General features: G+C 72.7%; 8 protein-coding genes and 1 pseudogene. All 9 read left to right on the top strand.

All coding sequences use genetic code 11. The features are described from left to right. The first annotated feature begins 75 nt into the window (after window positions 1-75). Entirely contained in the window at window positions 76-900 is an 825-nt protein-coding gene (gene trpC, locus DNL40_RS11295) for an indole-3-glycerol phosphate synthase TrpC (RefSeq protein ID WP_111251369.1), read from the top strand. A gap of 73 nt (window positions 901-973) precedes the next feature. Next, a complete protein-coding gene (gene trpB / locus DNL40_RS11290; RefSeq protein ID WP_111251452.1) occupies window positions 974-2,266 on the top strand; it encodes a tryptophan synthase subunit beta in 1,293 nt (430 codons plus the stop codon). Further along, complete coding sequence (gene trpA, locus DNL40_RS11285) at window positions 2,263-3,090, top strand: tryptophan synthase subunit alpha (protein ID WP_425450777.1); 828 nt, start codon at window positions 2,263-2,265, stop codon at window positions 3,088-3,090. The genes trpB and trpA overlap by 4 nt, the downstream gene beginning before the upstream one ends. Beyond that, window positions 3,090-4,064 carry a prolipoprotein diacylglyceryl transferase gene (gene lgt, locus DNL40_RS11280; RefSeq protein WP_111251368.1) on the top strand — a complete coding sequence of 325 codons (975 nt, stop codon included), beginning with the start codon at window positions 3,090-3,092 and terminating at the stop codon, window positions 4,062-4,064. Before trpA ends, lgt begins: the two co-directional genes overlap by 1 nt. Window positions 4,065-4,179: 115 nt before the next feature. Further along, window positions 4,180-8,754, top strand: a complete 4,575-nt coding sequence (gltB, locus tag DNL40_RS11275) for a glutamate synthase large subunit (protein WP_111251367.1) — start codon at window positions 4,180-4,182, stop codon at window positions 8,752-8,754. Beyond that, a complete protein-coding gene (locus tag DNL40_RS11270) occupies window positions 8,747-10,213 on the top strand; it encodes a glutamate synthase subunit beta (RefSeq protein WP_111251366.1) in 1,467 nt (488 codons plus the stop codon). Before gltB ends, DNL40_RS11270 begins: the two co-directional genes overlap by 8 nt. Window positions 10,214-10,387: 174 nt before the next feature. Next, entirely contained in the window at window positions 10,388-11,818 is a 1,431-nt protein-coding gene (gene pyk, locus DNL40_RS11265; protein WP_111251365.1) for a pyruvate kinase, read from the top strand. Between the two features lie 387 nt (window positions 11,819-12,205). Continuing rightward, window positions 12,206-13,843, top strand: a complete 1,638-nt coding sequence (locus DNL40_RS11260) for a glycosyltransferase family 2 protein (protein ID WP_111251364.1) — start codon at window positions 12,206-12,208, stop codon at window positions 13,841-13,843. Beyond that, window positions 13,836-14,614: pseudogene (locus DNL40_RS11255) on the top strand (hypothetical protein); the annotation flags it as partial. The gene DNL40_RS11260 and the pseudogene DNL40_RS11255, both read left to right, overlap by 8 nt.

Below are 14,614 nucleotides of genomic sequence, written 5' to 3'. Positions count from 1 at the left end.
CGGGGCGGCCCTACGATGGGTCGGGACGGCGGGCCTCCACGGGTCCGCACGCAGGGACGACGGGGAGGGTCGAGCATGACGGTCCTGCAGGACATCGTCGCGGGGGTCCGCCAGGACCTCGCCGCGCGCCAGGAGGCCACGTCGCTCGACGAGCTCAAGGAGCGCGCCTCGCGTGCCCCGGGCGCGCTCGAGGTCGTCAGCAGGCTGCGTGCCCAGGACGCCGTGGCGGTGATCGCGGAGGTGAAGCGCTCCAGCCCCAGCAAGGGCGCGCTCGCCCCGATCACGGACCCGGCGGCGCTGGCCGCCGAGTACGCCTCGGGCGGTGCGAGCGTCATCTCCGTGCTGACCGAGGAGCGCCGGTTCGGCGGCAGCCTCGCCGACCTGGACTCGGTGCGGGCCGCGGTGGACGTGCCCGTGCTGCGCAAGGACTTCGTCGTCACGCCCTACCAGGTGTGGGAGGCTCGAGCCCACGGCGCCGACGTGGTGCTCCTGATCGTGGCGGCGCTCGAGCAGACCGTGCTGACGTCGCTCGTGGAGCGCGTGCACTCGCTCGGCATGACGGCGCTCGTCGAGGCGCACACCGCCGACGAGGTCCACCGAGCCCTGGACGCCGGAGCCCGGGTGGTGGGCGTCAACGCCCGCGACCTGAAGACGCTCGAGGTGGACCGCACGGTGTTCGCGCGGCTCGCCCCGCTCATCCCGGACGACGTGGTGCGGGTCGCCGAGTCGGGCGTGCGCGGGCCCCACGACGTCATGGACTACGCGCGGGCCGGTGCCCACGCGGTGCTCGTGGGCGAGGCGCTCGTCACGGACGCCGCGCCGCGCCGCTCGGTGGCCGACCTGGTCGCCGCGGGCCAGCACCCCGCGCTGTGGTCGGTGCGTCCTGCCGCCCACTCCTGACCGACCGTCGCAGGAAGCTGCCGTGAACTCTCAGAACCCTGACGCGCCCGTGAGCGAGGCGCTGTCGTCCACCTTGGCCCACCAGGTGCTCGGCCGTCTCGACGACGCCGCCGGTACCCGCCTGGCCGACCAGCAGGGCCCGTACTTCGGGCAGTTCGGCGGGCGGTTCGTCCCCGAGGCGCTGGTCGCAGCGCTCGACGAGCTCGAGACGGAGTACCGCAAGGCGCTGGAGGACCCGCAGTTCCGGCAGGAGCTGGCGCGGTTGCAGCGCGAGTACACGGGCCGTCCCTCGCCGCTGACGGAGGTGCCGCGGTTCGCGCAGCACGCGGGCGGCCAGCGGGTGTTCCTCAAGCGCGAGGACCTCAACCACACGGGCTCGCACAAGATCAACAACGTGCTGGGCCAGGCCCTGCTGGTCAAGCGCATGGGCAAGACGCGCGTCATCGCGGAGACCGGTGCGGGGCAGCACGGGGTCGCCACGGCCACGGCCGCAGCCCTGCTGGACCTCGAGTGCGTCGTGTACATGGGCGAGGAGGACACGCGGCGCCAGGCGCTCAACGTGGCCCGCATGCGGCTGCTGGGCGCCACGGTCGTGCCCGTCCAGATCGGTTCGCGCACGCTCAAGGACGCGATCAACGAGGCGCTGCGCGACTGGGTGGCGAACGTCGAGACCACGCACTACCTCCTCGGCACGGTCACCGGGCCCCACCCGTTCCCCGAGATGGTGCGCGAGTTCCACCGGGTCATCGGCGAGGAGGCCCGCGAGCAGGTGCTCGAGCGGGTGGGCCGGCTGCCCGACGTGGTCGCGGCCTGCGTGGGCGGCGGCTCGAACGCGCTCGGCATCTTCAACGCGTTCCTCGACGACCCGGACGTCGCGCTGTACGGCTTCGAGGCCGGCGGCGAGGGCGTGGACTCCGGCCGGCACGCCGCCCGGTTCAGCGGGGGCGCCCCGGGCGTGCTGCACGGCGCGCGCTCGTACCTGCTGCAGGACGAGGACGGGCAGACGCTGCCGAGCCACTCCGTGTCGGCGGGCCTCGACTACCCGAGCGTGGGGCCGGCGCACTCGTGGCTGCACGACCTGGGCCGTGCCACGTACCGGCCCGTGACGGACGACGAGGCGATGGAGGCATTCCGTCTGCTGTGCCGCACGGAGGGCATCATCCCGGCGATCGAGTCGGCGCACGCCCTGGCCGGGGCGATCCAGGTGGGGCGCGAGCTGCGCGAGGCGGGCGAGACGCAGAAGGTCATCGTCGTGAACCTCTCGGGCCGCGGGGACAAGGACGTGGCCACGGCGGCCCGCTGGTTCGACCTGCTCGACGCGCCGGCCGACGACACGGCAGGCGAGACCGCGGAGGGGGACCGGTGATCGCGACGTCGTCCACGGCAGCGCGGCTGTCACAGCTCCGGGACGAGGGGCGGCCTGCCCTCGTCGGATACCTGCCGGTGGGCTTCCCGTCGGTCGAGGCGTCCGTGGAGGCGGTCACCGCGATGGTCGACGCGGGCGTCGACGTGGTCGAGCTGGGCGTGCCCTACACCGACCCCGTCATGGACGGCCCCGTGATCCAGCAGGCCGCCGAGCGCGCCCTGGCCGCGGGGGCCCGCGTGGCCGACGTCTTCCGTGTGGTGGAGGCGCTGCGCTCGCACGCTCCGCACGTGCCCGTGCTGGTGATGAGCTACTGGAACCCCGTGCTGCGCCACGGCGTCGGCATGTTCGCGCGCGACCTGGCCGCGGCCGGGGGCGCGGGGCTCATCACGCCCGACCTCATCCCGGACGAGGCGGCTGCATGGGTCGCGGCCTCGGACGAGCACGGGCTCGACCGGGTGTTCCTCGTGGCGCCCAGCTCCACGACCGAGCGCCTGCGCCTGACGGCGAACGCCTCGCGGGGCTTCGTCTACGCGGCGTCCACGATGGGGGTCACCGGTGCCAGGTCCCAGGTGGGCGCCGCGGCCGAGCGTCTGGTCGCCGACACCCGTGAGGCCGGCGCGGAGCACGTGTGCGTCGGCCTCGGCGTGTCCGACGGCGAGCAGGCTGCCCAGGTGGGGGCCTTCGCCGACGGTGTCATCGTGGGTTCGGCCCTGGTGCGGACGCTGCTCGACGACGCCGTGCCGTGGGTCGCCCGTCTGGACACCCTGCAGACCGTGACCGCCGACCTGGCGGCCGGCGTGGCCCGCGCCCACGAGGAGAGCTGATGCTGCCGACCGTCATCCCGAGCCCGCCCGAGCACACGTGGTACCTCGGGGCGTTCCCGCTGCGCGCCTACGCGCTCGCGATCCTGGCGGGCATCGTCGTGGCCGTCTGGATCGCGGGGCGCCGCTTCGTGCGCCGCACGGCGGGCGGCACGTTCGACGACGTGGTGGAGATCGCGTTCTGGGCGGTGCCGTTCGGCATCGTGGGCGGCCGGCTCTACCACGTGATCAGCACCCCGGGCCCGTACTGGGGCCCGGACGGGGAGCCCGTCCGGGCGCTGTACATCTGGGAGGGCGGCCTGGGCATCTGGGGTGCCGTCGCCCTCGGCGCGCTGGGCGCCTGGATCGGTGCCCGCAGGCAGGGGATCCGGCTCCCGGTGTTCGCCGACGCGCTCGCGCCCGGGCTGCTCGTCGCCCAGGCGGTGGGCCGGCTCGGCAACTGGTTCAACCAGGAGCTGTTCGGCGCCCCTACGGACGCGCCGTGGGGGCTGCGGATCGACGCCCCGTACCTGCCGATCGACCCGGCGACGGGCGCCCGGTACGCGGAAGGGACGCTCTTTCACCCGACGTTCCTGTACGAGCTGTTGTGGAACCTCGCGGCCGCCGCGGTTCTGGTCTGGATCGACAGACGGTACCGACTCGGTCATGGTCGCGTATTCTGGGCGTACGTCGTCCTGTACACCTTGGGGCGCGTCTGGATCGAGCTGCTCCGGATCGACACGGCGGAGCACGTGCTGGGCCTGCGGCTCAACGTGTGGACGTCGCTCGTGGTGGGGCTCGGTGCGCTCGTAGCATTCGTCGTGGTCGGCAGGCTGCGCCCCGGGCGCGAGCCCGATGCGAGGCGTGAGCCGGCGGCACAGGACGACGAGCCGGTCGAGGACCCGGACGGCATGGACGAGGACGGCGGCGCGAGCCGCGACGAGACGAGCGCAGGAGAGGCTGCGGGCCCCTACCCGGGACCAGCAGCACGCGCCTGAGGCGACGGTCTCCGGGAACCACCCGGCGGCCGGTGCCGAGACCGACGGGCCGACGACGTCCCGACCAGCATGACAAGCCGCGCCCGGTGACGGGCGCGGGCGAAGGACGGTGTTGATGACCACGCCGCAGATCCGGGCCGGCGCGCCCGCGGTGGGCCTGTACGACCCTGCCGCCGAGCACGACGCGTGCGGTGTCGCCTTCGTGGCGACGCTGCGCGGCACCCCCGGCCGCGACATCGTCGACGCGGGCCTCACAGCCCTGCTCAACCTCGACCACCGCGGCGCGGTGGGTGCCGAGGAGAGCTCCGGCGACGGTGCCGGGATCCTCACCCAGATCCCGGACGCCTTCGTGCGCGACGTCGTCGCGGCCGAGCTCCCGCCCGCGGGCCGCTACGCCATCGGCATGGCGTTCCTGCCCGCCGACCCGCAGGAGGCCGACGCCGTCGCGCGTCGCTTCGACGCGATCGCGGCCGAGGAGAAGCTCGACGTGCTGGCCTGGCGCGACGTGCCCGTCACCGCCGACCTGGTGGGCCCGACGGCGCGCGCGTCCATGCCGCTCTTCCGGCAGGTCGTGGTCGCGGACCCCTCCCGCGAGCTGTCGGGCCTCGAGCTCGACCGCCGCGCCTACCGGCTGCGCAAGCGCGCCCAGAACGAGCTCGACCTCTACCTGGCGTCGTTGTCGGCCCGCACCATCACCTACAAGGGCATGCTGACGACCGCCCAGCTCGAGCCCTTCTTCCCGGACCTCTCGGACCCGCGGTACGCGTCCGAGATCGCGCTGGTCCACTCGCGCTTCTCGACCAACACGTTCCCGTCGTGGCCGCTCGCACAGCCGTTCCGGCTGATCGCCCACAACGGTGAGATCAACACGGTCCGTGGCAACCGCAACTGGATGGCTGCCCGAGAGGGCACCCTGGAGTCGGAGGCCCTGGGCGAGCTCGCGCCGCTCATGCCGGTCTGCACGGCCGGCGCCAGCGACTCCGCCAGCTTCGACGAGGTGCTCGAGCTGCTGCACCTGGGCGGTCGGTCCCTGCCGCACGCGGTGCTCATGATGGTCCCGGAGGCGTGGGAGAACCACGCGGAGATGGACCCTGCCCGGCGGGCCTTCTACGAGTACCACGCGAACCTCATCGAGCCGTGGGACGGGCCGGCGTGCCTGACCTTCACCGACGGCACGCTCATCGGGGCGGTCCTCGACCGCAACGGGCTGCGCCCGGGGCGCTACTGGGTCACCGAGGACGGGCTCGTGGTGCTCGCCTCCGAGTCGGGCGTCCTCGACCTCGACCCGGCGACGGTGGTGCGCAAGGGCCGCCTGGAGCCGGGCCGGATGTTCCTCGTCGACACGGGTGCCGGGCGCATCGTGGAGGACGACGAGATCAAGGCGCAGCTCGCGGCCCAGCGCCCTTACCAGCAGTGGATCGAGGAGAACTCGATCAGCCTGGAGTCCCTGCCCGAGCGCGAGCACGTGGCGCACAGCCCCGCCTCGGTCCAGCGCCGTCAGCGCACGTTCGGCTACACGGACGAGGAGCTGAAGATCATCCTCGGCCCGATGGCGAACACGGCCGCCGAGCCCCTGGGCGCCATGGGGTCGGACACCCCGGTCGCTGTGCTCTCGAGCCGGCCGCGGCTGCTGTTCGACTACTTCACGCAGATGTTCGCCCAGGTGACCAACCCGCCGCTGGACGCCATCCGCGAGGAGCTGGTGACCTCCCTCGGCGGCGCGATCGGCCCGGAGCCGAACCTGCTGTCGGACACTCCCGAGCACGCGCGCAAGCTCGTGCTGCCGTTCCCCGTGCTGGACAACGACCAGCTCGCCAAGATCCAGCGCGTCGACCGTGACGAGCGGCTCGAGGGCGTCTTCCGGGCCGTGACCGTGCGCGGGCTGTACGAGGTGAACGGCGGCGGCGCAGCGCTGCAGCGCCGGCTCGAGGAGATCTTCGCCGAGATCGACGAGCAGATCGCCGGCGGGGCCACGCACATCGTGCTCTCGGACCGCGACTCGAACGCCGAGCTGGCGCCGATCCCGTCGTTGCTGCTCACCTCGGCGGTGCACCACCACCTGCTGCGAGAGCGCACTCGCACCAAGATCTCGCTCGTCGTCGAGGCCGGCGACGTGCGCGAGGTGCACCACGTGGCCCTCTTGATCGGCTATGGCGCGGCGGCGGTCAACCCGTACCTCGCCATGGAGACGGTCGAGGACATGGCGCTGCGCGGCTACCTGGGCGTCGAGCCGGAGAAGGCGGTCGCGAACCTCATCAAGGCGCTCGGCAAGGGCGTGCTCAAGGTCATGAGCAAGATGGGCATCTCGACGATCATGTCCTATCGCGGGGCTCAGATCTTCGAGGCCGTCGGCCTGTCCCACGAGCTCGTGGACGACTACTTCACGGGGACCACGAGCCGCCTCGGCGGTGTGGGCCTGGACGTCGTGGCCGCCGAGGTGGCGGCGCGGCACGCCGAGGCGTACCCGCGCTCGGGGAACCACAAGCCGCACCAGCGCCTGACCACGGGCGGCGAGTACCAGTGGCGCAGGGACGGCGAGGAGCACCTCTTCGACCCGGAGACGGTGTTCCGCCTCCAGCACGCCACGCGCAGCGGACGGATGGACATCTTCCGCCAGTACACGCGGCGGGTCGACGAGCAGTCGCGCCGCCTCATGACGCTGCGCGGGCTGCTGCGCTTCAATTCGGAGCGGGAGCCGATCCCGGTCGAGGAGGTCGAGCCGGTCAGCGAGATCGTCAAGCGGTTCAACACCGGGGCGATGTCCTACGGCTCCATCTCGGCCGAGGCGCACGAGACGCTCGCGATCGCGATGAACCGGCTGGGCGGCCGCTCGAACACCGGTGAGGGCGGCGAGCACCCGGAGCGCCTCTACGACCCGGAGCGCCGCTCGCGCGTCAAGCAGGTCGCGTCCGGCCGGTTCGGGGTGACGAGCGAGTACCTGACCCAGGCCGACGACATCCAGATCAAGCTCGCCCAGGGTGCCAAGCCGGGCGAGGGCGGCCAGCTGCCGCCGGCCAAGGTGTACCCGTGGGTCGCGGAGGTGCGGCACTCGACGCCGGGCGTCGGGCTCATCTCGCCGCCGCCGCACCACGACATCTACTCGATCGAGGACCTGGCGCAGCTGATCCACGACCTGAAGAACGCCAACCCGAGCGCGCGGATCCACGTCAAGCTCGTGTCGGAGTTCGGCGTCGGCACGGTCGCTGCCGGCGTCTCCAAGGCGCACGCCGACGTCGTCCTGATCTCGGGGCACGACGGCGGCACGGGGGCCTCCCCGCTGACGAGCCTCAAGCACGCGGGCACCCCGTGGGAGATCGGTCTCGCCGAGACCCAGCAGACCCTCGTGCTCAACGACCTGCGCGACCGCATCGTGGTCCAGGTCGACGGGCAGATGAAGACGGGCCGCGACGTGGTCGTGGCGGCGCTCCTGGGTGCCGAGGAGTTCGGCTTCGCGACGGCCCCCATGGTCGTCTCGGGCTGCGTCATGATGCGGGTGTGCCACCTGGACACCTGCCCGGTGGGTGTGGCCACGCAGAACCCGGAGCTGCGCAAGCGGTTCACGGGCAAGCCGGAGTTCGTCGTGAACTTCTTCGAGTTCGTGGCGCAGGAGGTGCGCGAGCACCTCGCGTCGCTCGGCTTCCGCTCGCTCGAGGAGGCCGTCGGCCAGGTGCAGGTGCTCGACACCCGCAAGGCCGTGGACCACTGGAAGGCGCAGGGCCTCGACCTGTCCCCGGTGCTCGAGCAGCCGGTCCCGGCACCGGGCTCGGCGCTGCGCCAGGTCAGGACGCAGGACCACGGGCTCGCCAAGGCGCTCGACAACCAGCTCGTCGAGCTGGCGCGGGAGGCGCTGGAGGACGCGCGTCCGGTGCGCATCGAGCTGCCGGTGCGCAACGTCAACCGGACCGTGGGCACGATGCTGGGCCACGAGGTCACGCGCCGGTACCGCGGGGCGGGGCTGCCGGACGGCACCATCGATGTGACCCTCACGGGTTCCGCGGGCCAGTCGTTCGGCGCGTTCGTGCCGCGGGGCGTCACGCTGCGCCTGCTGGGCGACGCGAACGACTACGTCGGCAAGGGCCTGTCGGGCGGGCGCATCGTCGTCCGGCCGGACAAGGCCGCGGTGCTCGAGGGCGCGGCGAACGTCATCGCCGGCAACGTGATCGGTTACGGCGCGACGGCGGGGGAGATCTTCCTGCGCGGCCGCGTGGGCGAGCGGTTCGCGGTGCGCAACTCGGGCGCGACGCTCGTCGTCGAGGGCGTGGGTGACCACGCCTGCGAGTACATGACGGGCGGGACCGTGCTGGTCCTCGGCCCCACGGGCCGCAACCTGGGCGCCGGCATGTCGGGCGGTACCGCCTACGTGCTGGACCTGCGCACGGCTGCGATGAACAAGGAGGCCGTGGCCTCCGGCGAGCTGGGCGTGGACCCGCTGGACGACGCCGACTGGGAGGTCGTCGAGGGGCTGCTGCGCCGGCACGTGGAGGAGACCGGCTCGAACGTGGCCCAGGGCCTGCTGGACGACCCGGGGGCGCGCGAGCGGTTCTCGCGGGTGCTGCCGCGCGGCTGGGCCCGCGTGCGTGCCGCGCTCGCGCAGGCCGAGGCCGAGGGCCGGCCGGTGACGGCCGGTGGCTCGGACGGCGAGTGGGACGAGACCGTCTGGGAGCAGATCATGGAGGTGGCCCGTGGCTGATCCCCGCGGATTCCTGAAGGTCCGGGAGCGTGAGCTGCCGCCGAACCGTCCGGTCGAGGTGCGCCTGCGCGACTGGAAGGACGTGCACGCCCACCGCGAGGAGGGCCAGCCGTTCCTCAAGGAGCAGGCGGGGCGCTGCATGGACTGTGGCATCCCGTTCTGCCACCAGGGGTGCCCGCTGGGCAACCTGATCCCGGAGTGGAACGACCTGGTGTGGCGCGGTCAGTGGGCCGACGCCTCGGAGCGGCTGCACGCGACGAACAACTTCCCGGAGTTCACGGGGCGCGTGTGCCCGGCGCCGTGCGAGAGCTCGTGCGTGCTCGGGATCAACCAGCCGCCGGTGACCATCAAGAACGTCGAGGTCTCGATCATCGACGAGGCGTTCGAGCGCGGTCTGGTGGTGCCGCAGGTGCCGCAGCGGCTGACGGGCACGACGATCGCCGTCGTGGGCTCGGGGCCGGCTGGCCTCGCGGCCGCCCAGCAGCTCACGCGGGCGGGGCACACCGTCGTCGTCTACGAGCGCGACGACGCCATCGGCGGCCTGCTGCGCTACGGCATCCCCGACTTCAAGATGGAGAAGCACCACATCGACCGCCGTCTGGCCCAGATGGAGGCGGAGGGCACGCGGTTCCGGCCCGGGGTGGAGATCGGCAAGGACATCAGCTGGGACGCCCTGCGCCGCCGCTTCGACGCGGTGGTGGTGGCCACCGGTGCCACGCTGCCGCGCGAGCTGGCGGTGCCGGGCCGGGAGCTGGCCGGGGTGCACCCTGCGATGGAGTTCCTGACCCCGGCGAACAAGGCAGCGGCGGGCCGCCCGGTGGACGGTGCGCCGACGGCTGCCGGCAAGCACGTGGTGATCATCGGCGGGGGCGACACGGGCTCCGACTGCCTCGGGACGGCCCTGCGCCAGGGCGCGGCGAGCGTGACGACGCTGGCGATCGGCAAGCAGCCGCCGCTCGAGCGTCCCGCGTCCCAGCCGTGGCCGACCGACCCCATCCTGTTCGAGGTCTCGACCTCGCACGAGGAGGGCGGCGAGCGCCGCTACCTGGCCTCCACGGTGGAGCTGGTGGACGACGGCGAGGGGCGGGTCCGTGCGCTGCGCGTGGCGGAGACCGAGTACCTCCCGGACGGCCGGCGCGTGCCCAAGCCGGGCACGGAGCACGAGATCAGGGCGGACCTGGTGCTGGTCGCGATGGGCTTCACCGGGCCCGAGACCGACGCGCTGGCGGCCCAGACGGGCATCGAGATCACGGGCAAGGGCCTGGTGCGCCGGGGCGACGACTACGCGTCCTCGATCCCCGGCGTGTTCGTGGCCGGCGACGCCGGTCGCGGGCAGTCGTTGATCGTCTGGGCGATCGCCGAGGGCCGCGCGTGCGCTGCCGCCGTCGACGCCTACCTGCAGGGCAGCACCGAGCTGCCCGCTCCGGTAGGCCCCCGGACGGTGGCACTGAGAGGATGACCACAGCGCGTCGATTGGCTGTTTGGCGACGCTGACGAGGAAGATGTCCGATAGAGCGTCTTGGATGGTTCGTGGTGCGTTCGCCCACGGGCGTGACGCGGCACGAACCTGGGCGCGGTCGCCGCGCCTGCAGGCCCCGGCACCGCCGGGGCACCCGATGACAAGGCTGGAGACATGCGCAGAGCGAAGATCGTTTGCACCATCGGCCCCGCGACGTCGAGCCCGGAGAACCTCCGCAAGCTCGTCGACGCCGGTATGGACGTGGCCCGTATCAACCGCAGCCACGGTTCCTTCGAGGAGCACGAGGCCGTCTACAAGGGCGTGCGAGAGGCCGCCAAGGCGGCGGGCCGCAACGTGGCCGTCCTGGTGGACCTCCAGGGCCCGAAGATCCGTCTGGGCAAGTTCGAGGGCGACGAGAAGCACTGGCTCAACGAGGGTGACACCTTCACCATCACGACCGAGGACGTCGTGGGCACCAAGGAGCTGGTGTCGACCACGCACAAGGGTCTGGCCGACGACGCGAAGGTGGGCGACCCCCTCCTGATCGACGACGGCAAGGTGCGCGTGCGCGTCACTGCCGTCGAGGGCCCCCGCGTGGTCACCACCGTCGAGATCCCCGGCCCGGTGTCGAACAACAAGGGCATCAACCTGCCCGGTGCCGCCGTGTCGGTGCCGGCCATGTCGGAGAAGGACGTCGAGGACCTGCGCTGGGCCCTCAAGCTCGGCGCCGACCTCATCGCGCTCTCCTTCGTGCGCAACGCCAAGGACTACGACGACGTCCGCGCGATCATGGAGGAGGAGGGCCGCGTCGTCCCCGTCGTGGCCAAGCTCGAGAAGCCGCAGGCGATCGAGAACCTCGAGGAGGTCATCGCGGCGTTCGACGGCTTCATGGTCGCCCGCGGTGACCTGGCGGTCGAGATGCCGCTGGAGCAGGTGCCGCTGATCCAGAAGCGGATCGTGGAGCTCGCGCGCCGCAACGCCAAGCCCGTCATCGTGGCCACCCAGGTGCTCGAGTCGATGACGAACAGCCCGCGCCCCACGCGTGCCGAGGCGTCGGACTGCGCCAACGCGGTGCTCGACGGTGCGGACGCCGTCATGCTCTCGGGCGAGACGTCGGTCGGCGACTACCCGATCCTCACGGTGCAGACGATGGCGCAGATCATCGAGGCCACGGAGAAGCTCGGTGCCGACCGCATCGCGCCGCTGGGCTCGCAGCCGCACACCCGCAGCGGTGTGATCACGGCCGCCGCCCGCTCCATCGGCGAGACGCTCGACGCCAAGTACTACGTGACCTTCACGCAGTCGGGCGACTCGGCTCGCCGCATGTCGCGCCTGCGCTCGCAGATCCCGCTGCTCGCCTTCACGCCGGAGCCTGCCGTGCGTGCCCAGCTCGCGCTGAGCTGGGGCACCCAGGCGTACGAGGTGCCCAAGGTCGACTCCGTCGACGCGATGGTGTCGCAGGTCGACTCGACCCTCCAGGCCAACGGCCTGGCGGAGCCGGGTGACCGCGTGGTGATCGTCTCCGGCGCCCCGGTGGGCGTGCCGGGCACGACCAACTCGATCCTGGTGCACAAGGTCGGCAGCACGGACACCGGCCGCCAGTGAGGTGAACCGCCCCTGCCGGGGCGGGTGTGCGGACGAGGCCCGCGGAGAGCTGATGCTCTCCGCGGGCCTCGTCGCGTGTCCGGGCGACCGCCAGGACGTTACCGTTCTGTGACACGAGCGGGTGAAGGCACCCGGGTGATGAACGGCGTGTGAAATCTCCCGCACCGCGCTGCACCGGGCCCCAGGCGTGCTTAGCGTCGAACCACAGGGGAAAGACGGGGTGCTCTCCACCGTCCGCAGCGCGCGGCGGACGACAGGCACCGAAGGACTCCGCTCGCACCGCCCGGTGCGACGTCCGGCGGCCGGCGCACCGGCCGCTCATCGAGAGACCCGACGAAGCGTCGTCCCGCCTGCCGTGCGCGACGCCGCCCTCCGCGAGGTGGCCCGATGTTCATCTTCATCCTCCAGGTCCGGCACATGCTGGACTCCCACTCCGAGTTCTACCTGTTCGCCGCGTTCAGCGCGACGGTGTGGGCCCTGTGGCTCATCAAGGTCGTCCTGTCGCGCCGCTACAAGCCGTACACCGGCACGTTCACGGGCACGGCGAGCGTCGTGATCCCCGTGGTCGACGAGCCGGAGGACCTGTTCCGGGACGTGCTGGGCCGGATCGTGGCCCAGCGCCCGCACGAGGTCATCGTGGTGATCAACGGGGCCCGCAACGAGACGCTCGAGCGGGTCTGCGACGAGTTCGCGCCGCACGTGCGCTGGACGCACACGCCGATCCCGGGCAAGCGCAACGCCGTCAAGGTGGGCACCGAGGCGTCGACCGGCGAGATCACCGTCCTCGTCGACTCCGACACCGTGTGGACGCCGGGCACGCTGCCCGAGCTGCTCAGGCCGTTCGCCGACGAGTCGGTCGGCGGGGTCACCACGCGCCAGCGCATCCTGGACCCCGAGCGCAGCTGGATCACCCGGTGGGCCGACTGGCTGGAGAACAACCGGGCGCTGTACTCGATGCCGGCCCAGTCGGTGCTCGGGCAGGTGGGCTGCCTGCCCGGCCGCACCATCGCGTTCCGGCGCAACATCCTGGTGCGCGTCATGGAGAAGTTCATGACCGAGAAGTTCCTGGGGGTGTTCCTCGAGGTCTCGGACGACCGGACCCTGACGAACCTCACCCTCAAGGAGGGGTACAGGACCGTCTACCAGTACACGTCGCTCGTCTACACCGACGCCCCGCTCCAGATCAAGAAGCTCTTCAAGCAGCAGCTGCGCTGGGCGCGCGGCAGCCAGTACAACACCCTGCGGATGCTCCCCTGGATGGTGGCGCACGCCCCCGTGCTGGCGATCTTCTTCGTGACCGACATCCTGCTGCCGTTCATGCTGGTGGGCACCATCGCCGGGTGGGTCTACCGCGCCGTGTCCGGCACGGGAGTCAACCTCTACCAGGCCATCCTCCAGGAGTCCGTCGGCAACAGCGGGTGGCTGCTGGTGATCGGGCTGATGCTCGTCTCCTCCGTCCTGTCGATGGCCGTGCGCCAGCTGCGGCACCTGCAGGAGAAGCCGTCCGACTTCTGGCGGCTGCCGCTGTTCATCGTCGTCTCCTCGCTGTTCCTGATGCCGGTGCGGCTGCTGGGGTTCCTGCGGATGGCGCACGTGGCGGGCTGGGGCACGCGCGCCGGTGCGTACGACCGCAGCACCGACCAGCTCTTCGAGGAGCTGCGTGAGCTGGAGGGCACCCAGGCGCCGGTCGACGTCGTGGACCGTCCGGGCGCACCGGCCGCCCCGCCGCCTGCGGGCGGAGTCGCACCGTCGATGTTCGCGCCGTCGTCGCCCCTCGCACCCCTCGCACCGCCGGGGGTCGGCGGCGCGGCCCCCCTGGGTGGGGAGGAGGTGGCCGGCCAGGCCGGCCAGGCCGTGGCTGCCCCGGCGGTGGCTGCCCCGGCGGTGGCGGTCGACGTGCGGCCGCAGCCGGCACCGGCCGCACGGCGGCCCCGCAAGCGGGTGCGCCGCCGCAACCCCCTCGTGCTCGTCCCGTACGCGATCGCCACGGTGATCCTCGGCCTGGAGGCGCTCCTGTATGTCTGACCAGAACAAGCTCACCGACCTGTGGCGCACGACCGGGTGGCGGGCCCGCCTGGCGGCCGCCAGCCTGGTCCTGGCGCTCGTCGCGGTCAGCGCCTACGTCTGGGCCTCGCCACGGCTCGACGGGCCGGCAGCCCACGCCTCGGAGGCCGACCTGCGCGCAGAGCTGGCACGGGTGCAGGCCGAGCTCGCGGACGCCGAGGCCCTGGCCGAGAAGCGCCGGATCGACGCCAAGGCCGCGTCCGAGCGTGAGCAGGGGCTGCTGTCCGGGCAGGAGAAGGCGCGTGCCGAGCGCGAGGCGGCCGAGGAGCAGCGGCTGGCCCAGCGCAAGGCGGCGGACAAGGAGGCCCAGGAGAAGCTGCGCGCGGCGCAGCAGCGGGCCGGGCGGGCGGAGGCCTCCGCCCGGGGTTCCGGGTCGTCGGGGTCTGCGTCGTCGCGCTCGTCCGGGTCGACGGCGTCAGGCGCTCCCGGTGCCGGGGGCTCAGGCCCGTCCGCAGGCGGTGCCGACGGCGACCTGATCGGCTCCGCCCAGCGGGCCTGGTGGCAGGCGGCGACGGTCCGTTCCGAGGCCGACCGGGCCTGGCAGGCTGCCGAGCGGGGCTGGGCCACCGCCGGCGAGAACGAGAAGGCCGCCGCGAACAGCGCCGCCCAGCTCGCCGAGGCGCGGGCACGGGAGGCCGCGCTGCGCGAGGCGCTCCAGCGCGCCGGGCAGGCGCCGCCCCCGGCACCCGCGCCTCGGCGAGCTGGGCGGCGCTGTTCGCGGCGGCCTTCTCG

The sequence above is a fragment of the Xylanimonas oleitrophica genome, assembly GCF_003244315.1.
Classification (GTDB): domain Bacteria; phylum Actinomycetota; class Actinomycetes; order Actinomycetales; family Cellulomonadaceae; genus Xylanimonas_A; species Xylanimonas_A oleitrophica.
The sequence above is the reverse complement of the archived record's forward strand: the minus strand, read 5'-3'. Positions and strand labels throughout refer to the sequence as shown.

What these genes read in the sequence shown, in the direction of transcription:
- trpC (WP_111251369.1), top strand. Translation starts at nt 76, where the DNA reads ATGACGGTCCTGCAGGACATCGTCGCGGGGGTCCGCCAGGACCTCGCC.
- lgt (WP_111251368.1), top strand. Translation starts at nt 3,090, where the DNA reads ATGCTGCCGACCGTCATCCCGAGCCCGCCCGAGCACACGTGGTACCTC.
- gltB (WP_111251367.1), top strand. Translation starts at nt 4,180, where the DNA reads ATGACCACGCCGCAGATCCGGGCCGGCGCGCCCGCGGTGGGCCTGTAC.
- pyk (WP_111251365.1), top strand. Translation starts at nt 10,388, where the DNA reads ATGCGCAGAGCGAAGATCGTTTGCACCATCGGCCCCGCGACGTCGAGC.
- DNL40_RS11260 (WP_111251364.1), top strand. Translation starts at nt 12,206, where the DNA reads ATGTTCATCTTCATCCTCCAGGTCCGGCACATGCTGGACTCCCACTCC.